Origin of the sequence: Cryobacterium levicorallinum (assembly GCF_004402405.1) — a bacterium.
Taxonomy (GTDB): domain Bacteria; phylum Actinomycetota; class Actinomycetes; order Actinomycetales; family Microbacteriaceae; genus Cryobacterium; species Cryobacterium levicorallinum.
Map to the genome: position 1 here is coordinate 22,355 of NZ_SOFE01000028.1, position 17,246 is coordinate 39,600.

15 protein-coding genes and 1 pseudogene are annotated in these 17,246 nt (G+C 64.6%); 7 read left to right on the forward strand and 9 right to left on the reverse strand.

Annotated features, from left to right (window positions below):
- Window positions 1-226 precede the first annotated feature (226 nt).
- Together E3O11_RS15810 and E3O11_RS15815 are read left to right on the forward strand one after the other, a co-directional pair.
- Window positions 227-541: a hypothetical protein gene (locus E3O11_RS15810; RefSeq protein ID WP_134444602.1), complete on the forward strand. Its 315-nt coding sequence runs from the start codon at window positions 227-229 to the stop codon at window positions 539-541.
- A 29-nt stretch (window positions 542-570) separates the two neighbouring features.
- Window positions 571-1,572, forward strand: a complete 1,002-nt coding sequence (locus E3O11_RS15815; protein ID WP_092452131.1) for a glutathione S-transferase family protein — start codon at window positions 571-573, stop codon at window positions 1,570-1,572.
- Between the two features lie 10 nt (window positions 1,573-1,582).
- Here the strand turns inward: E3O11_RS15815 and ligD are convergent.
- Window positions 1,583-2,200, reverse strand: a pseudogene (gene ligD, locus E3O11_RS15820) (non-homologous end-joining DNA ligase LigD); the annotation flags it as partial.
- Window positions 2,201-2,295: 95 nt separating this feature from the next.
- The gene (locus E3O11_RS15825; protein ID WP_092452134.1) at window positions 2,296-3,129 is read right to left on the reverse strand and encodes an aldo/keto reductase; all 834 of its coding nucleotides are present in this window, start codon (window positions 3,127-3,129) and stop codon (window positions 2,296-2,298) included.
- Window positions 3,130-3,401: 272 nt separating this feature from the next.
- Between E3O11_RS15825 and E3O11_RS15830 the strand changes: the two genes are divergently transcribed.
- Both E3O11_RS15830 and E3O11_RS15835 read left to right on the forward strand, forming a co-directional pair.
- Window positions 3,402-3,890, forward strand: a complete 489-nt coding sequence (locus E3O11_RS15830; RefSeq protein WP_092452137.1) for a DUF427 domain-containing protein — start codon at window positions 3,402-3,404, stop codon at window positions 3,888-3,890.
- Window positions 3,891-3,989: 99 nt separating this feature from the next.
- Window positions 3,990-4,307: a DUF6457 domain-containing protein gene (locus E3O11_RS15835; RefSeq protein ID WP_092452140.1), complete on the forward strand. Its 318-nt coding sequence runs from the start codon at window positions 3,990-3,992 to the stop codon at window positions 4,305-4,307.
- A gap of 66 nt (window positions 4,308-4,373) precedes the next feature.
- Here the strand turns inward: E3O11_RS15835 and E3O11_RS15840 are convergent, their stop codons facing one another.
- The gene (locus tag E3O11_RS15840) at window positions 4,374-6,668 is read right to left on the reverse strand and encodes an FdhF/YdeP family oxidoreductase (RefSeq protein ID WP_092452143.1); all 2,295 of its coding nucleotides are present in this window, start codon (window positions 6,666-6,668) and stop codon (window positions 4,374-4,376) included.
- A 186-nt stretch (window positions 6,669-6,854) separates the two neighbouring features.
- On the opposite strand from E3O11_RS15840, the gene E3O11_RS15845 reads away from it, so the two are divergent.
- From E3O11_RS15845 to E3O11_RS15855, 3 genes are all read left to right on the forward strand, one after another.
- Window positions 6,855-7,046 carry a hypothetical protein gene (locus tag E3O11_RS15845; RefSeq protein WP_092452146.1) on the forward strand — a complete coding sequence of 64 codons (192 nt, stop codon included), beginning with the start codon at window positions 6,855-6,857 and terminating at the stop codon, window positions 7,044-7,046.
- A gap of 33 nt (window positions 7,047-7,079) precedes the next feature.
- On the forward strand, window positions 7,080-7,613 hold the full coding sequence (locus E3O11_RS15850) for a GNAT family N-acetyltransferase (RefSeq protein WP_092452148.1): 534 nt from the start codon (window positions 7,080-7,082) through the stop codon (window positions 7,611-7,613).
- A gap of 132 nt (window positions 7,614-7,745) precedes the next feature.
- Window positions 7,746-8,255, forward strand: coding sequence for a UPF0158 family protein (locus E3O11_RS15855; protein ID WP_092452151.1), 510 nt, complete (start codon window positions 7,746-7,748; stop codon window positions 8,253-8,255).
- 27 nt (window positions 8,256-8,282) lie between these two features.
- Here the strand turns inward: E3O11_RS15855 and E3O11_RS15860 are convergent, their stop codons facing one another.
- The 6 genes from E3O11_RS15860 to E3O11_RS15885 form a co-directional block, all read right to left on the reverse strand.
- Window positions 8,283-9,620, reverse strand: a complete 1,338-nt coding sequence (locus E3O11_RS15860) for a DUF3100 domain-containing protein (protein ID WP_092452154.1) — start codon at window positions 9,618-9,620, stop codon at window positions 8,283-8,285.
- On the reverse strand, window positions 9,610-10,845 hold the full coding sequence (locus tag E3O11_RS15865) for an amidohydrolase (RefSeq protein WP_233194952.1): 1,236 nt from the start codon (window positions 10,843-10,845) through the stop codon (window positions 9,610-9,612). Before E3O11_RS15865 ends, E3O11_RS15860 begins: the two co-directional genes overlap by 11 nt.
- A 133-nt stretch (window positions 10,846-10,978) precedes the next feature.
- Complete coding sequence (locus tag E3O11_RS15870) at window positions 10,979-11,632, reverse strand: hypothetical protein (protein ID WP_092452157.1); 654 nt, start codon at window positions 11,630-11,632, stop codon at window positions 10,979-10,981.
- Window positions 11,633-11,719: 87 nt separating this feature from the next.
- On the reverse strand, window positions 11,720-15,088 hold the full coding sequence (locus tag E3O11_RS15875) for an ATP-binding protein (RefSeq protein WP_092452161.1): 3,369 nt from the start codon (window positions 15,086-15,088) through the stop codon (window positions 11,720-11,722).
- Window positions 15,085-15,744, reverse strand: a complete 660-nt coding sequence (locus tag E3O11_RS15880; protein ID WP_092452164.1) for a DUF4194 domain-containing protein — start codon at window positions 15,742-15,744, stop codon at window positions 15,085-15,087. Before E3O11_RS15880 ends, E3O11_RS15875 begins: the two co-directional genes overlap by 4 nt.
- On the reverse strand, window positions 15,737-17,233 hold the full coding sequence (locus E3O11_RS15885; RefSeq protein WP_166787610.1) for a DUF3375 family protein: 1,497 nt from the start codon (window positions 17,231-17,233) through the stop codon (window positions 15,737-15,739). Before E3O11_RS15885 ends, E3O11_RS15880 begins: the two co-directional genes overlap by 8 nt.
- Between the last annotated feature and the right edge of the window lie 13 nt (window positions 17,234-17,246).

A 17,246-nucleotide genomic window follows, 5' to 3' on the forward strand; every position in this document is an offset into this window, starting at 1 on the left:
GTCGCGCGCAGAAATTTTTCTTGGCCGACGTACCGACAAGTCACCGGGTGACGTCGTCCCGAAATTCCGCGTCACCGGGCTCGGAGGCAACCGCAGACGCGGCAGCGACACCGGCGATATTGACCATCCAACTGGTGCCGAGTTTGTCGATTCGGGTGGTCCTGTGATTATCGCCCCGATCGGCGCCTGTGACGAGGTGCCGGGGCCGGGCGGGTACAGTGTCGGCATGAAGCTGATTGCCATCGACCCGCCCACCCGCAGCTTTTCGCGCTGGCTGACCAACGAAGAAATAGCTCGCGTCGTCGCCCACAAGCGCGGCTGGCGTCAGGCGCCCGACGGCAGCGTACTGGCCGGCAAGATTCGTAAAACCCGCATCGCCGACTCCCTCGAATACCTCGGTGCTGCCGTCGTTGCGCACGGCTGGGCCAGCCGGCCACGCACCGAACCGAGCGACAGCAGCGGCCCCACCCACATAATGTGGGGCATCATCGACGCCCGCACCGACGCCGAAATCGCCGAGCAGCTCGGCGAAGCGGTTTAGAAACGGCCCGAGGCGCGTAGCGTGGCACTATGAGCCTGAATCCCAGTTACATCACGCCTGGCCTGGACTTCAACCGCGACACCCATTACATCGAGGACCGCATTACACGGGACGGCCGGGACGGCTGGCCGGTCGAGGCGGGTCGCTATCGCTTGGTCGCAGCGCGGGCCTGCCCTTGGGCGAACCGCACCACGATCGTGCGCCGCCTGCTCGGCCTCGAGGGCGTCATCTCACTGGGCTTACCCGGCCCGACCCACGACAGGAACAGCTGGACCTTCGACCTCGACCCCGACGGGCTCGACCCGGTGCTCGGCATCGAACGCCTGCAGGAGGCCTTCTTCGCCCGTTTTCCCGACTACCCGCGCGGCATCACCGTGCCGGCGATCGTCGATGTTGCCTCTGGCAAGGTCGTCACCAACAACTACCCGCAAATCACCCTTGATTTTGAGACCGAGTGGACGGAACACCACCGGGCCGGCGCCCCCGACCTTTACCCCGAAGCCCTGCGGACCCAGATCGACGAGGTCGCCAACCTAATCTTTCACGACGTGAACAACGGCGTCTACAAGTGCGGCTTCGCGGGCAGCCAGAAATCGTACGAGCGGGCCTACGACGCCCTGTTTGCTCGGCTCGACTGGCTCGAAGAACGCCTGGCCGGGCAGCGGTATCTCGTGGGCGACACGATAACCGAGGCGGACATCCGCTTGTTCACGACTCTGGCACGCTTTGACGCGGTGTATCACGGTCATTTCAAGTGCAATCGAAACAAGCTCAGCGAGATGCCGGTGCTGTGGGCCTATGCCCGCGACCTCTTCCAGACTCCGGGTTTCGGCGACACGATCGATTTCGATCAGATCAAGAAGCATTACTACGTGACCCACGTCGATATCAATCCCAGCGGCATAGTGCCGAAGGGGCCAGATGCCGCCACCTGGCTGGCACCGCATTCTCGCGCCGATCTCGGCGGCCGTCCTTTCGGCACCGGCACCCCGCCGGAGCCGCCCGTGCCCGGCGAGCGCATCGTGAACTGAACGCGTAGCGCTAGTCGGGACGACGGGCCCGGCTCGGCAGCACGCGCGGCGGCTCCCCCGGCATCTTGGGAAAGTCCGGCGGAAACGGCAACTCACCCAGGCCATCGGCCAAATCGCTCTCCCACCACGAATACAGGACGTCGATCGAGCCGGGCTGCTCATGCATGGTCGCCCACGGGTCGCCCTGGTCGCGCAGTCGGTTCGGCACGGTGAGAATCGTGAAGGCGTGCGGGTCGGTTTGGGCGAGTTCGCTCCACTCCAGCGGGCAGGACACCGGCGCGTGCGACAGCGGCCGGGGACTGTAGGCACCGGCCATGGTGCGATCGCGGTTGGCCTGGTTGTAGTCAATGAAGATGCGCTCGCCGCGCTCTTCCTTCCACCAGTTTGTGGTGACCCGGGTGGGCATCCGTCGTGCTAGCTCACGCGCCGCGCCGATGACCGCGTGCCGCACATCAAGAAATTCGCGGGTCGGGGTGATCGGCGCGAACACGTGCAGTCCGCGATATCCGGATGTCTTCACAAACGCCATCAGACCAGCCTCGGCCGGCAGGCTCTTCAGTTCGACAGCGACCGGAATGGTGTCGGAGAAGTCCGTGCCCGGCTGGGGATCCAGATCGACGCGCAGTTCAGTCGACCATCAAAACCTGCGCATCCGAGCTCACCATGCGCACACTGTAGCCAGATTTATTGGCAGCGGCAGCCTCCGGCCGCCGCTGCGGCAAGCTACGGGATGTAGTTGAACTCGTCGGGGTTCGGGCCCGTGCGCTCGTCGCGGTTCAGCGCAGTGATGGCGGCGATATCCGCTTCGGTGAGGGAGAAATCGAACAGGGCAAAGTTTTCCTCGACCCGGCTGCGGGTGACCGACTTCGGGAAGACGATGTCGCCCCGTTGCAGGTGCCAGCGCAGGGTAACCTGCGCGGCGGTCTTACCGAGGCGGTCGGCGATCCCGATAATCACCGGGTCAGAGAGAACCGCCCCTTGCGCGAGCGGCGACCAGGCCTCGGTTGCAATGCCGTGCTCGGTGTTGAATGTACGCAGTGAATCCTGCGTGAGGTACGGGTGTACCTCGATCTGATTGACGGCCGGCACCGTGTCGGTTTCGTCGAACAGGCGCTGCAAGTGCGCCTGCTGGAAGTTGCTCACGCCAATCGTCCGGACGCGCCCGGAGCTCTGCATCTCCTCCATCGCCTTCCAGGTTGCGACGTAGTCGCCGACGGCCGGGAGCGGCCAGTGAATGAGGAACAGGTCCAGGTAGTCGAAGCCGAGTGCTTCGAGGGTACGGTCAAACGCGGCGAGGGCGTCGGCGCGGTCGTGGAACCCATTGTTGAGCTTGCTCGTGACGTAGATATCGGCACGGGCGATACCGGACGCTGCAATGGCCTCACCGACCTCTTTCTCATTGCCGTACATCTCCGCCGTGTCGATGTGTCGGTAGCCGGCCTCAAGGGCGGCGAGGGTCGCCGCTTTGGTCGTTTCTGGGGTGATCTGAAATGTGCCGAAGCCAAGCTGAGGTATGGACGTGCCGTTGTTAAGAGTGAGTGTGGGGACTGTGGTCATGGGTAGATCTCCTCGTTCAAATGTGCCTTGGTCGTGGCATCGCCAACATCTGCCCCGCGTTGCTCTGTCAATTCGAGAATGTCCCGGCTTGCGTACGGGTAGTGGTAATTGCCGGCACGTGTAACCGAACCACGCAATCATCGGGCCTATTCCATGGCTACCCCAACGCAGGGCGCACTAGCAGCCCCCGTCGAGCGCTGAACGAGTGTGGCGCGGCAACGCACAAACTGAATGCCGACGTAGTTCGCAGCTTGCCGCCCTATCATCGGGGCATGATTGAGCCAGTGAAACGCGACCCGGTACGTCTCGGCCAGGAATCAGTGTGGGATTACCCGCGCCCACCTTTGGTTGAACACACCACGGAACACGTCACGATCGAGCTGAACGGCGCGACGATCGTCGACACCAGCGACGTCGTACGTGTGCTGGAAACCAGTCACCCGCCCGTGTACTACCTGCCGCGAAGTGCTTTTGCCGCCGGTCTGCTGAAGCCGGCAGCGGGCCACAGCTACTGCGAATACAAGGGCGTGGCCGGCTACCTCTCGATCGGCTCCAGCCCCCGTGCGGGCTGGTTTTATTCCACACCGTCACCGGGGTACGAAATTCTGGCTGAACGTATCGCCGTCTACCCAGGCGCGATGGACCGCTGCACCGTCGACGGTGAGACGGTGCGCGCGCAGGACGGCGACTATTACGGCGGCTGGATCACTAAGAAAATCGTGGGGCCGTTCAAGGGCTCTACTGGTACCGTGGGCTGGTAGTTCGCCCTTCGATACCGTTGCTTCGCACACAGTTTTCTGGTTCCGGGTATCCTCTCATCAGCCATGCATCCGAGGTACCAGGCAACTGAAGGAGCTGCTGTGACCCACAATGCCGTAGACGCAGACATTCTCAACCAGTGGACCCGCCGTCTCAGCCAGGCCCTCCAGATTTTAGACCTTGACGTAGACAACCACCTCGTTCTCAATGTCGCAGACGAAGCCGCCCATGCGGTCAGCCCGATGGCCGCCCCGATCACAACTTTCGTCGTCGGCTATGCCGCCGGTTTGGCCGCCGCCAACTCGGCGATGGCGTCGCACGCGGCCATCGCCCGGGCAGCGGATATCGTGATCGCTGTCTGCCGGCAGCCCGAGAATGAGGCACCCGACGAAACCGGCTGGGTCAATACTGCTCAGTAGCTCAAACTGCTCAGTAGCTCAAACCGTACAGGAGCTCAAACTGCGCAGGAGCTCGCCCCATCCGCATCACACCTTCGACCGCTCCAATCGGATGATGACCGCCTTCGACACCGGCGTATTGCTGCCGTCGGCGACGCTGTCGAGTGGCACGAGCACGTTCGCCTCTGGATAGTAGGCGGCCGCGCAGCCGCGCGGCGTCGGATAGGCGACCAGCCGGTACCCGCGTAGCACCCGATCGACGTTGTCGCTGAACTCGCTGTGCACGTCGACCAGGTCACCGTCGGCGAACCCGAGGGCGATCAGGTCCTTCTTGTTGATGAACACCACGTGACGGCCCTTCTTGATCCCGCGGTAGCGGTCGTCGAGGCCATAGATAGTGGTGTTGAACTGGTCGTGGCTGCGCAGTGTCTGCAGCACCAGGCGCCCGGGTGGCACCTCGAGGTGTTCGAGGGTGTTCGTGGTCAACATCGCTTTGCCGGTAGGGGTGGTGAACGTGCGCGAATCGCGCGGCCCGTTCGGCAGCACGAACCCGCCGTCTTGCCGGATGCGCTCGTTGTAGTTCTCGCACCCACCGACCACGTGGGCGATGTGGTCGCGGATGCGATCGTAGTTGGCCTCAAATCCGGCCCAGTCGACGGTAACCCGCTCGCCCAGGACGGCACTCGCCAGCCGGGAGACGATGGCAACTTCGGAGAGTAGGTTCGGTGCGACTGGCGTGAGCTTGCCCCAGGACGGATGCACCGCGCAGACTGAGTCCTCCACCGAGACGAACTGCTCGCCGCTGGCCTGCTCGTCGATTTCCGTGCGCCCCAGGGTCGGCAGAATCAGGGCTTCCTCGCCGGTCACGGCGTGGGACCGGTTGAGCTTAGTCGAGATCTGCACGCTCATTTCGGTGCGGGCCATGGCAGCCTCGGCAATGCCGGTGTCGGACATGGCGGCGACGAAGTTACCGCCGAGCCCCATCCACACCTTCATTTTTCCGTCACGCATGGCACGCACGCCGTCGACGGAGTCAACGCCATGCGCACGTGGCGGATCGAAGCCGAACTCGGCCTGAAGGGCGTCGAGGAAGGCGGGCGGCATCTGCTCCCAAATGCCCATGGTGCGGTCGCCCTGCACGTTGCTGTGTCCGCGAATCGGGGAGGCTCCGGCACCGGGCTTGCCGATGTTTCCGCGCAACAACAGCAGGTTGATGATTTCTTTGATGGTCTCGACGCCCTTTTTCTGTTGCGTCAGCCCCATCGCCCAAGTGATAATCACCCGATCGGCGTTGAGGTAGCGCTGCGCAAGTTCGTCAATTTGGGCCGCACGCAGGCCTGTCGCGGCCAGGACCATCCGCTCGTCAAGTTGCGACAAATGTTGCCGCAACTCGGCCAGCCCGTGGCAATGTTCGTCGAGAAAGGCCTGGTCGAGCACTGTGCCGGGGGCGGCCGCATCGGCGTCCAGTACCCGCTTGGAAACCGCCTGCAGCAGCGCCATGTCGCCACCAATGCGAATTTGCAGAAACTGGTCGGCCATGTCGGTGCCGTGACCGATGATTCCGCGCACCCGTTGCGGGTTCTTGTAGCGGCGCAGGCCCGCCTCGGGCAGCGGGTTGACGGCGACGATCTGGGCACCGGCATCCTTGGCTTCTTCGAGCGCCGTGAGCATACGTGGATGGTTGGTGCCTGGGTTTTGGCCCATGATGATGATCAGGTCTGATTTCGCGAAGTCGTCGTAACTGATCGTGCTTTTGCCGATTCCGACGGTCTGGCCCATTCCCCAGCCCGTGGACTCGTGGCACATGTTGGAGCAGTCCGGCAGGTTGTTGGTGCCGTAGGCGCGGGCGAACAGTTGATAGGCGAATGCGGCCTCGTTGGACGCGCGGCCGCTGGTGTAGAAGGCGGCCTGGTTGGGTGAGTCGAGCCCGTTGAGCTTGGCCGCAATTACCCGAAACGCCTCGGCCCAGCTGACCGGGCGGTAGTGGTCGTTGCCAGCCGGCTTGTACACGGGTTCGATCAGCCGACCCTGCATGCCGAGCCAGTATTCGCTCTTCTCGCGCAGGTCGGCCAGCGAGTGCTCGGCCCAAAAGGTGGTGGGAATTGTGATCGGTGTGGCCTCCCAAGTGACGGCCTTGGCACCGTTTTCGCAGAATTCGAAGGCCTTGCGCTGGCCCGGGTCGGGCCAGGCGCAGCTCATACAGTCGAAGCCGTCCTTCTGGTTCATCGAGAGCAGAGCCCGCATCCCCCGCCGGGCGCCCATCTGAGTGATCGCCGGTTCCATCGAGTGCAGCACGCCCGGAACGCCAGCCGCCCAGGCCTTGGAATGGGTGACTTCGATGTCGTCGTCGGTGACGTCGTCGATTGGTGGGTCGCTGCTCATTGGGGTGCCTCTCTCTCCTCGGGGATCACGAGCGCCGGGGCCGTGTTGTCGGCCAGCCACTCGCTCGTCGATGGCACGATACACCGGCCGGGCCCGGGGCATCCGTTTCGGTCAGTCTGCATGAATTCGCATGTTACCCCGAGGTGTAAGTATTTACGTCACATCCCCGAGTGAATGGCCGCCAACATGTGCAGAGGGGTTACCTGCAAGACCGGCCAGAAGACCACCCGGGCCGGGTGCGGCCAGCACGTCGACCAGGTGATGAAGAATGTGCCGCGCAGCCAGCGCTGCGAAGGCCACGTCAAGGTGAAGGTCACCGGCGGCTTCTTCGCGCGAATGTTCGCCTGGCCACTGGATCAGCGCGCGCTGACGGGGTGAGGGAGGCCGGGGTGCGGGCGATATCGTGGGGCAATGAACACCCTGACGTTTCGCCGCGCGACCAACGACGACATTCCGGCCCTGCTGGAGCTGGTGACGAACGCCTACCGCGGCGAGGCCAGCCGGGCCGGCTGGACTACAGAGGCCGACCTCATCGATGGGCAGCGCATCGACGCTGACCTGCTGCACGCGGACCTCGATCGCCGCAACAGCCTCGTCATTCTCGCTGAACGCGGCGTCGATCTGGTCGGCTGCGCCCACATCGCCAAAGACCTGGGCGACACCGCCTATTTCGGCATGTTCGCCGTGCGCCCGACGGGCCAGAGTCAGGGTGACGGCACGCGGATCCTGGTCGAGGCCGAACGCCTGGCCGTGGCCGAATGGGGTTCGACCGTGATGATCATGACCGTCATTGGCCTGCGCGACGCCCTCATCGCGTTCTATGAACGACGCGGCTATCGTCGCACGGGCGTGCGGAAACCCTTCCACGTCGACACGCGATTCGGCGTGCCCAGGCGCGATGACCTGCACCTCGAGGTACTCGAAAAGGGACTGCGGCGCGGCTAAATACGTCGCCCGTATACTCGGCGCACCAGCTACGGCGGGCGCGCCGACCCGGAGTTAGCGCGGTCAGGGCGGGGGCAGTCGGAATCGCACTATTTGTGCCCCTGCCCGCCGAATTGCGGCCACTATGGGGGCATGACTATCGAACAGCCGCGGCACCGCACCCTGGCCACCATTGACCTGGACCTGCTGGTGATGACCTTGGGCAACGGTGAGGGTGGCTACTACAACGCCGCGACCGGGGACATGCTGACCATCATGGACGGCGATGTCATCACGGGCGACGCCGAAGACATCGATCTTGACGACCCCGCCTGGATTGGAATTGGAGCTGAGGACTCCCGTGACAAATACCGGGATATGTCCGATTTCGCGGACGCCGTCACCGATCCCGTCATCGCCGACCGCTTGGCCCGAGCGTTAAACGGTGCCGGAGCATTTCGCCGCTTCACGAACACGGTGCAGGAGGCAGAGCCCAGGTTCGACCTGATTTGGCACCGTTTCGCCGAGGCACGCGCCGTTTCACGGGCGATCGATTGGCTGGTCGACAACGATCTGTGCGATGAAATCGAAGCCGCCCTCGCCGTGCAGGAACGAGCCGACCAGGCGGAACGGGCCTTGGGCGAGGCTGCGCGCTGGGTCTAGGACCGTTCCTGACGGCATCCGTTACTGCTACCAGAAACCCAGGGAGAACTCGGCGAAGACGGTGGAGAGCACGAACGAGGCCGTGATCGCCACGAGTCCAACGGGAATGATTTTCCAGCCGATCCGCTTCAGCAGGGGCATATCCTTGCCGAGGCTCAGCCCCGCACTGACGAGCACGACGGTCGCCAGGGACAGAAAGTCGACGCTGGTCACCAGAGCCGTGAGCAGCTCGCCGACCGGAGACCAAGGGCTGGAGATCAGCGCTCCGATGGTCGTTGCCCAGACAATCGCCGAAATCTTTCGCGAGACCTTCGCCAGAAACATGCTCACCAGAATCAGCGCGACCATGATGGCGTAGCCGCCGACGATGCTCCAGGAAAAGGACTTTGCGGCCACCGACGCCGTCGCGATGCCGACGATGGAGAGCACGCTCATTGCCAGCCAGATCGGGAGTTTCACCGGCGCGGCGGCCTCCGCAGCGGCTTCCCGGAACCGACGGTTCTCATCGACGGTGGTGGCATCCACTGCCTGCTGCTGATCGACCTGTTTCCGAGTCAACAGCCGGTAGAACCGGTCGGCGAGCGGCAGGGCGATGTAGATGCCGACGTAAACGCCGAGGACCGTGGTGATGAGGTTGGACACCGCGGCCATGGCGAGAATCTGCTCGGCCTGCGCCGGAAACTGGGCCACGATGCTCGCTGCGGCCGCGGCCATCATCGACCCCGACCCCACCCCGGCGCCCATGGCGAGGGCAAGGGGGTCGAAGATATCGGCTGAGGTCAGTAGCGACGCGAGCAGGCTGATGTACACGGCACCAAACAGCGTTCCGAACACATACATCGCGAGCACACCGCGATACTGGTCGGAATCGGGGCCGTACTTCTCACTGACCATAGCGAAGGCCGGTTCGCGGTCGAGCGAAAATGTGGCACCCACGGTGGATTTGCCCATGCGCAGCAAGACCGCGAGCGGCAAAGCGAGGGCGACCGTGCCCAGCAGATGACCGATTTCCTGCACCAGCAGGGCTGGCCCGGCGTCGAGCAGCAGGGGAAGGCTCGGACCGATCGAGAATGCCAAACGGGCAACGAGAAGCATCACGGCGATGCCCACGAACGCGTTGGCGATCTTTTGCAGGTTCAGCCCGAGCGGCTTGATTGTCTGCACCGACACCACGGCACCGATCAGAATGGCCCAGACCATCGGAAAAATGATGATGGTTCCAACGCCGAGGTCGATCGTCAGGGAACCGATGGCCTGACTTCCCACCGCGATGATAAATGCCAATGCAAGGATCGGCCAGGCATTTTTCAGTCGAACGGATGCCGACCGCTCGGCGGGCTTGGTCGGCGTGACGCTAGTGTTCATCGGATTCCCCAGTGGTCTGCGCGGTCGAGCGCGATTGTGCTGCGGCGATGAAAGTCTCGCGCTGCACTGTGTCGGTGCTGACGCCGAGCACCGTCCACGCCATCGCGATGGCGGATTCGAACATGATCTCGTAGGCCTCCGGAGTATCAGCGACGGCCGCGAATCCGTGCGAGTGAATGGGAACCTGAGCCCCTGGGATGCCCACCCAGGGGTGAATGCTGGGGATGATTTGGGAAATGTTGCCCATGTCCGTTGACCCACCGCTCAACCCCGCCGATCGTTCAACGTTGCGCCCGAAGAACGCCATGCCCTCGTTCCAATGGGCGCACAACACCGCGTCCTGGAGCAGCGGCTCGTAGAGGGGTTCGGTCTGCTCGAACTCCAGCGTCGCCCCCGTCGCCAGCGCGCCAGCCTCAAAACACCGACGAACGCGCACGAGGAGCGCCTCGTACTGAGTCAGGGTGAAAGCTCGGCATTCAAATTCCACCACCGCAGTGTCGGGAATGATGTTCGTCGCAAATCCGGCCTCAGAAACATAGAGAGCGATTCGGTGATCGCTGGGAATCTGCTGACGCAGCAGCCCCACCGCCACCTGCGACAACACTGCGGCATCCGCAGCGTTAACTCCCAGATGTGGTGCCGCCGCAGCGTGAGCGGCTGTGCCGCGGAACGTCGCCCGGTATCGGCCGACGGCCTGGCTCGTCGTTCCTTCCGGGTTGTAGGACATTCCGTCCTGAACGGGGTGGGTCATCATGGCGACTCCCACACCATTGAACACGCCGCGTTCCAGAAGCACAACCTTGCCACCGCCGTGCTCTTCGGCTGGAGTTCCGATCACCCGCAGGGTGATGTCGAGGTCATCCACGAGCGGGAGCAGGGCGAGTGCGGCCGCGACGCTCGCGCCGGCGATTATGTTGTGGCCACAGGCATGGCCGATGTTGGGCAGCGAGTCGTATTCGACGCAGACGGCCACCGTCAGCGGTCCGCTTCCTGCGGTCGCCACAAAAGCTGTCCCAAGGTCGGCCACGCCGCGTTCTACCGCGAATCCCGCTTCTTCAAGTCGGGCCGCGACCAGAACGGATGCCCGGTGCTCCTGAAAGGACAGCTCCGGGTCGGCATGAATGGTGCGGCTCAGCTGGAGCACGTCGGCGGCCACGGACGCGACCTGTTTGACGACGTCCGACCTCAGCCCGGTCGTCTCGGCGAGCATGGCGGAGAATTCCACGGGTAATTCCGATCTGGCGGCCCCGGGCCGCCGGTTCTGGTCGCGCCGATGCCGACACTGATTCGTGGCATCCGCTCTGCAGAGCCTATTACGTCGGGACGTTCTCGCTTTTACTGGACGGAAACAATCCCCCTCATTGGGGTCCAAGCGTCGAGGTCGTGACCCGTCGGGAAGGTAGCCACACGCCCGAAGCGGGGTGATACGGTAGCAAAAAGTGCAGCAGCAGCCCCGACAATGCGGTAACAGCTGCCGCACCGATGGCGCCGAAATTAGTGTGCTGGGCATCGACGTCGACCCCGACGAGGGTGGTCAAAGTCCAGCCGAGAGCCCAAAGAGCGGCAACACCCAGTGCCCACAGCCAGCGGCGTCTGGCCCGCCGCGGCAGGGCGACGGCCTGCGCGGTGCCGAGAACGAGCCCGGTGACCGCGCCCATCAGGGCTAGTTCGGCCAGGGTGGTTCCATAGTCAACAACGGTTGAGCCGAGTAGCAGCCCCAGGCCCATTCCGATGGCCGACAGCGGTACCCAGATCAGCGGATCGAGTCGACGCCGGCTGACCAGCACCTGTCCAACGCCGATCACGACTCCGCAGACTGCACCACCGATCAGGGCCGATACGGGGTTGCTGAGCCGCCCACCGACGGCGGTTCCGGCGAGGCTGGCTATGGGAAAAGCGAGGAAACCGACGAGCCAGAGCAGCCAAGTTGAGAGAAAAGTGGGGTTACGAAAGCTGGGGTTGCGATGGAGTTGCCGCGATCCGATCACCTCTGCTCCAATCTCGTTGGCCACTCCACGCGCCGACCCCCCAACATGCTACGCCCAAGCCGCTCGCAGTCCGAAGAGTAGAGTTCGCCAGCATTGATCCGCTTCAGTGAATCAGGCAGTGACCTCCGGTGACGCCAGCGGCGTGATGTAGGAGTAACTAGTGGCGGTGTTCTTGGTGATCGAGAGCACCAACTGCATGTGCGGTTCCAGGGCGGTGACCTTGTCGAGCGGAGCACCGACGATGAGTTGAAATCCGAGGCCCTTCCACGCGGCGACTGCACGCCCGGCGAACTCGGCATCGGATTTCACGAAACCCTCGTCGAGAAAGACCGGGGCAAAACGCGGCCGGGTGCGGCTCTCATCGCCGAGCTGAAAGCGCAGGGCTGCGCCGACGACGAAGGCCACGAGTTCCTGCGACTCGCCACCGCTCTTGCCGCCGAGCGAGGAATAGGTGCTCACCTCCACGCCGTCGGGCGTCACGCGCACGGCGGTGATTTCGACATGCTGGCGCACGTCGAGCAGCAGGTCCCGCTGGGAGTTATTCAGCCCGTCGGGCTGGCGAATCAAAGCCATGAACCGCTGCAGCCGGGTGAAGCGGTCCTCGGTTTCATCATCGGTGAATTGCTCCGTCGCGCCTGAAGAGAGCACCTTGAGCTCCTTGCGGAACGAGGTCGCGTCACCCGGGTGCAGGCGGCGCAGGGCGATCTGCAGGCGGTCCCGGCCCGCGCCGAACGGCAGGGTCGCGAGAATTTCGTTGATCGGTCGCAGCCGGTCTTCGATCTCCTCGATCGCCGAGTTGAACGCGCCGGTGAGCGGCACGAGGTCCTGGCCGCTCCAGGCGGAGAGTCGGCGCTTCCATTCCTGCCGCCGCTCCGACAGGCCGAGGGTGCGGATCGCGTCGAGAATGTCGGTGTAGCTCGTGACCGATTCGAGAGCGACGCCGATGTTCGGGTCGGGCCAGCGGCTCTGGAAGGACTCGAAGATGCCGATCATGGCCGCGCGATCGCGTGCCGCGCTGTCGCGGTCCTGCGCCGACTGCGCAATCAACCGCTCGCGCAGGCGTTTCAGGCCGGCGGGAAAACCGGAAAGATCGTTCTGGTCGGTGACCAGAGCAAACTGCTCACTCAGGTGCGCGGCATGTTCGGCCGCGAGCACGAGCGCGTCGCCCTGGTCGATCTGGTCCAGCCGCGCGCTCACCGTGTCTTGCGCGTCGACGATGCTGCTCTGCTCCTCGGCCAGCGTTGCGCCGGCCCGGTCGGCCGCGTGCTTCTGCTTTCCGGCAACATCGAGTTGGAGGGCCAGCCGGCTCTCTTCATCGTTCAGGGCGCGCAGGATATCGCTGCCGGCGAGCATCCGTTCTTGCTCGGATTTCTTGCCCGCAATGCGCTCGGCAGCCGCCGCAACGTCGATGGTCGACCAGTCAGTGTCGAGAATGTGCTGGTGAGCGGCCTGGTTATCGCGCAGTCCGACCAAGCTGTCTGCGACAGCGGATGCCCGTCCAGCGACAGCATCGGCCACCCGCCCCTGCGCCGCGAGTTCCGACGCAATGTCGTCGAGCCGGGCGCGGCTGGAGAATCCGATGATCGATTTCTGACCCGCGTTTGCGCCGTGGGCGCCCCGGGACCCATTGCGAGTCTGCCCGCTCGAAGTCACCCGTGCGCCTGCGCCACCCAGCTCGGATGGGCTGGCCACGCACAGTGCGTCGAGGTTTGCGCTCCGCAGGCGCGCCTGCACCCAGCTGCTGAACGGCGAGTCTTTCACGTCGAGCTTGCCCGAGACGTAACGGGCGTCGCTGACGGCCACGACGTGCGGCTTCAGCTCAACACCCTCAAAGTGGATGCGCAGCGGCAGCTGCAGCGGGTCGATCGCCGCGCTGAGCTGAGAGATCCGGGTCTCATCGACGAGCAGAACCTTGACGACCGAGGCGAGGGTCACCTCGGCGGCCAGCCGCCACTGCTCTTCACCGGCGGCGAGGTCGATCAGTTCGGCCACGAACGGCAGCTCATCGACCGGAATGTTCGCCGCTTCGGAGATCAGCAGCCGGGCCTGATGCAGTTGCTGGGGCACGAGGCTCTCGCGTCCGGTCAGAAAGGCACGTTCCTGCTTGAGCAAGCGGATGCCCTCCTCCACCGGGTACGACTCGCGTTGCAGCGCAGAGCGGGTCGCTTCCAGTGCGGCCTCGGCGGCGGCGAACGCGGCGGCGAATTCTTCGGCGGCGCGCTGAGCAGCCGCGAAGGAAGCGGGCGAATCGAGCTGCAGGGCGAGATTCTGCACCCGATCGTCGAAGCTCGCGCGCTCGCGAGCCACGTCGTCGTGCCGGTGGCGTAGCTGGGTGAGTTCGTTCTGCAGGCGTTCGAGCAGGTCGCCGCCATTGTTGCGTTGCTGGTGTTGCAAGTCGGCCACCCGGGTTTTCAGAGCGGTCTCCCCGTCACGCGCCTGGCTCAGGGCGACCCGGTTATCCCGGCGGGCGACCCGGTTGGTGTCGGCGGCGGTCTCGAGGAGGGCCTGCTCGGTCTGCAACTGCCACAGCACGAACGGGGTATCGCCGGCCCGGTGCACGCCGAAGGTGTCGACCAGATCGGCCTTGGCCGTCGCGGCCTCATAGCCGGCGTTGAGCTCGGGCAGGCGTTCGAGCACCTGCGCCTTCTGCGCCTCGGTGACCATGGCGCCGTAGGAACGCTCGAGGTCTTCGAAGTGGTCGACGGCCTTGTCGGCGGCGGCGAAGGTGGCCGGCTCTTCGAGCACCATCGACTTATACAGTCCATCGACCGTTTTCACCTGCTGGCCCGCCTGAATGCGGGCGAGCAGGCGCAACGCTTTGCTGCCCTCACCGTTGGCGCCGATGCCGAGCCGCGTATACAGCGTCTGGGCGAACGCCGCGTAGGTATCGAAGACGTCGAGGCCGTCGAAGTGGGCTTTCAGGGCGCGCTTGTCGAACCGATTCCCGGCGATGGCGGCAAGGTCGCGCAGGTCGAGGCATCCGTCTGTCGTAGCCATTTTCATGGTGACGTCGGCGAATTTGTGGGCGCCGCGCGGCACGAAGTAGGCCCGCAGCACGGTGAAGCGGCGCTGGTTGTCGTCGACGAAGGTCATGGCGATGGCGCCCCAGGTGGCTGCGTTTGCGCCGCGCAGCACCTGGTCGGTCAGCTCGTCGGTGCCGGCTTCGCGGTTGGCGTCGGTCTTGCCGCGAAGGTAGGTCATCAGGTTGCGCTGGTCGACGCTGCGGGCCCGGCCGGAGCCGGCGTCGTTCGACGCACCGTTGAACGGGGTGTCCGAGGGCATCATGAGGGCGAGGTAGGCGTCGAGCAGGCTGCTCTTGCCGGTGCCGGAGGCTCCGGAGACGAGCGTGGCCGAGGCACTGAAGTCGACCTCGTGGTGGCCATGAAAGCCGCCCCAATTGACCAGTTGCATCGATTCGGCACGCCACTGCGTGGTGCCCTCGGTGGCGCCGTTGATATAGAACAGCGGGGAATCGTTCATACCAGGGGCTCCATCAGCGGTTCGTTATTTTCGGCGCGCAGCCACTCGAGCAGCTCACGCAGGCGCTCCACCGGCAGCAGCACTTCGATCACTGCGGAGATGCGAAAGCGGTCGGGGTCGCTGGTTTTCAGCAGCACCCGCGCCTTGGTGAGGCTGTCGACGGCGGCCGTCGCCTTGCGCGCGTCGCCGGACAGGTCGGTCGCGTGCTCCGGCCGAAAATGGGCAACGTTGTCGACCAGGTTGTCGCGGTCGACCAGAACAATTTCCAAACCGTTGGCGCGTTCGCTGCGAAAACGCTGGCGGAGCAGCACGAGCAGAATGGTCTCTTCCCGGCTGTAGGCGACGTCGTGCAGCAGGGTGGGGAAGCGTTCGCCGCCCTCGGCGAGGGCCTGCCTCTTGAAGGCGATCTCGTAGTGCAGGTCAACGTGCAGGTCGAGAAAGACGTCGTTGAGCCGGGATTTGAGCAGGCTCTGCGACTTCAGCAGGGTCTGCCACTCGGCCGGCTGTAGTGCCGACGAAATATAGCGGTGCTTGAGCAGCAGCACGAGCGTCCGGCGCTGCTCCACGCTCAGGCCGCCCTCATCCCCCTCGAACAGCGAGAGGCTGGCCGGGTCGCTGTCTATGCCGGTGTCGTCGTCAGCCAGGTCGTCAGTCATTCTCGGAACCCAAATTCTGGGCGGCCAGTGCCGCCGTGTCGTCGTCGGTCAAAATGAGGCGCGGCACCTCGAAGAAACGCACCGAGCCATCCGGTCGCACCGTTTCAAAGCTCTCGAGCCCAGCCGTGCCCGGGCTGAGCTGGGCGGCGAGCTGCAGCAGGCCGAGGATCTCGACCGGCCGACGCAGGCTCGCGTCGAGCCCGTTGAAGGCGCTGCCAATGGATGCCGCCTCCCCCGTCCCGAATGCGACGACGAGGGCGTCGCGCAGTTCTTGGAGCAGTGGCCCACCCTGCTGCCGCAGGGCGTCGAGGCTCGGCGCCGCGGGCGCGGCGCCCGACACATCGGCCAGCGCGGGCGGAGCACGGTGGGCGACCGGATCGTAGAACCGTTCGGGCAGGTGCTCAACGTCGAGGGTGCCCGGCATCAGTTCGGCGGTGACAGTAGAGCGGGGCCCGGCGGTCTGCATCCAAGTCGCGAGCTCGCGATTGACGTCGCGCAGCACACGTTCAAGCTCGCGATCTTTCACGACGTCATGGTTGACGATGTGCTCGCGCAGCGTGGTCGTGAGCCCCTTGCGCTGGGTCAGCACGTCGTCGATGCCCTTGCGAATGAGGGTGACCGTGCTCATGAAGCTGCGGCGTTCGGTGCGACTGAGTTCGAGGGCGAACGGATGCAGCAGAATCGTCTCGAGATCCGCTTTCAGCCCCTGCAGCAGAGCGTCGTTGCGCAGCAGGGTGAACGCGCCCTCGAAGGCGCGACCCTCCGCGGTCGACGACATGAGGGCATCCGTTTTGGCGAGGTAGTCGTCGAGAACCTCGCTGATCGGCCGTTCCTCGCCGCGGAAGTCGTTGACGATCTGGCGATGCATGGCCGCGACGGACTCTTCGACCCGTTTGAAGTCGCTCGGCAGCTGCTGAATAAGGTTGATGAGGTTGGCGTAGCCCTCGTGCATCTGCTCGTTGGAGGCCGGCTCAATGTCGCCGCCGTCGGAGAGCCGGTCACGCTCGCTGCTGAGCTCGTGGATCTGCTGGTCGAGACGCCGCACCCGCGCCTCGCGGTCTGGGTTAGCTTCGGTGGCGCGATGACGCACGGTGTCGACGATCGTGGTGAGGCGGGATTCGCTGATCAGCGCCCGATCTCGGGCGAGACCGTCGACGAGCAGCAGGGCTTCGAGGGCGTGGCTGGTGAGCGAGTAGTGTTCCTCCCCCGCGTCGCTGATCTCCCGGTAGAGCCAGAGGTCGTTCATCCACTGCACGCAGAGGGCGCGGCCCGTTTTCTCGGGCGCATCCAGGCCGATGCTGCGGAGGTCGGCGAGGTAGGCATCCACTTGGGTGTGCAGTGCCTCGCAGGAAACGCTGCGATGCTCACGGCTGAATGAACTCTTGAACACAGCGAGCACGAACGGCGCCCATTTGCGGTCGAGCAGTCGAAGGGTGGGTTTGTCGAAGGCTTCGCGCACCCGCGCCAATTCGCCTGCAATGTCACTCAATAGCTGGTTCCTT

What these genes read in the sequence shown, in the direction of transcription:
- E3O11_RS15810 (WP_134444602.1), top strand. Translation starts at nt 227, where the DNA reads ATGAAGCTGATTGCCATCGACCCGCCCACCCGCAGCTTTTCGCGCTGG.
- E3O11_RS15815 (WP_092452131.1), top strand. Translation starts at nt 571, where the DNA reads ATGAGCCTGAATCCCAGTTACATCACGCCTGGCCTGGACTTCAACCGC.
- E3O11_RS15825 (WP_092452134.1), bottom strand. Translation starts at nt 3,129, where the DNA reads ATGACCACAGTCCCCACACTCACTCTTAACAACGGCACGTCCATACCT.
- E3O11_RS15830 (WP_092452137.1), top strand. Translation starts at nt 3,402, where the DNA reads ATGATTGAGCCAGTGAAACGCGACCCGGTACGTCTCGGCCAGGAATCA.
- E3O11_RS15840 (WP_092452143.1), bottom strand. Translation starts at nt 6,668, where the DNA reads ATGAGCAGCGACCCACCAATCGACGACGTCACCGACGACGACATCGAA.
- E3O11_RS15845 (WP_092452146.1), top strand. Translation starts at nt 6,855, where the DNA reads ATGTGCAGAGGGGTTACCTGCAAGACCGGCCAGAAGACCACCCGGGCC.
- E3O11_RS15850 (WP_092452148.1), top strand. Translation starts at nt 7,080, where the DNA reads ATGAACACCCTGACGTTTCGCCGCGCGACCAACGACGACATTCCGGCC.
- E3O11_RS15855 (WP_092452151.1), top strand. Translation starts at nt 7,746, where the DNA reads ATGACTATCGAACAGCCGCGGCACCGCACCCTGGCCACCATTGACCTG.
- E3O11_RS15860 (WP_092452154.1), bottom strand. Translation starts at nt 9,620, where the DNA reads ATGAACACTAGCGTCACGCCGACCAAGCCCGCCGAGCGGTCGGCATCC.
- E3O11_RS15875 (WP_092452161.1), bottom strand. Translation starts at nt 15,088, where the DNA reads ATGAACGATTCCCCGCTGTTCTATATCAACGGCGCCACCGAGGGCACC.
- E3O11_RS15880 (WP_092452164.1), bottom strand. Translation starts at nt 15,744, where the DNA reads ATGACTGACGACCTGGCTGACGACGACACCGGCATAGACAGCGACCCG.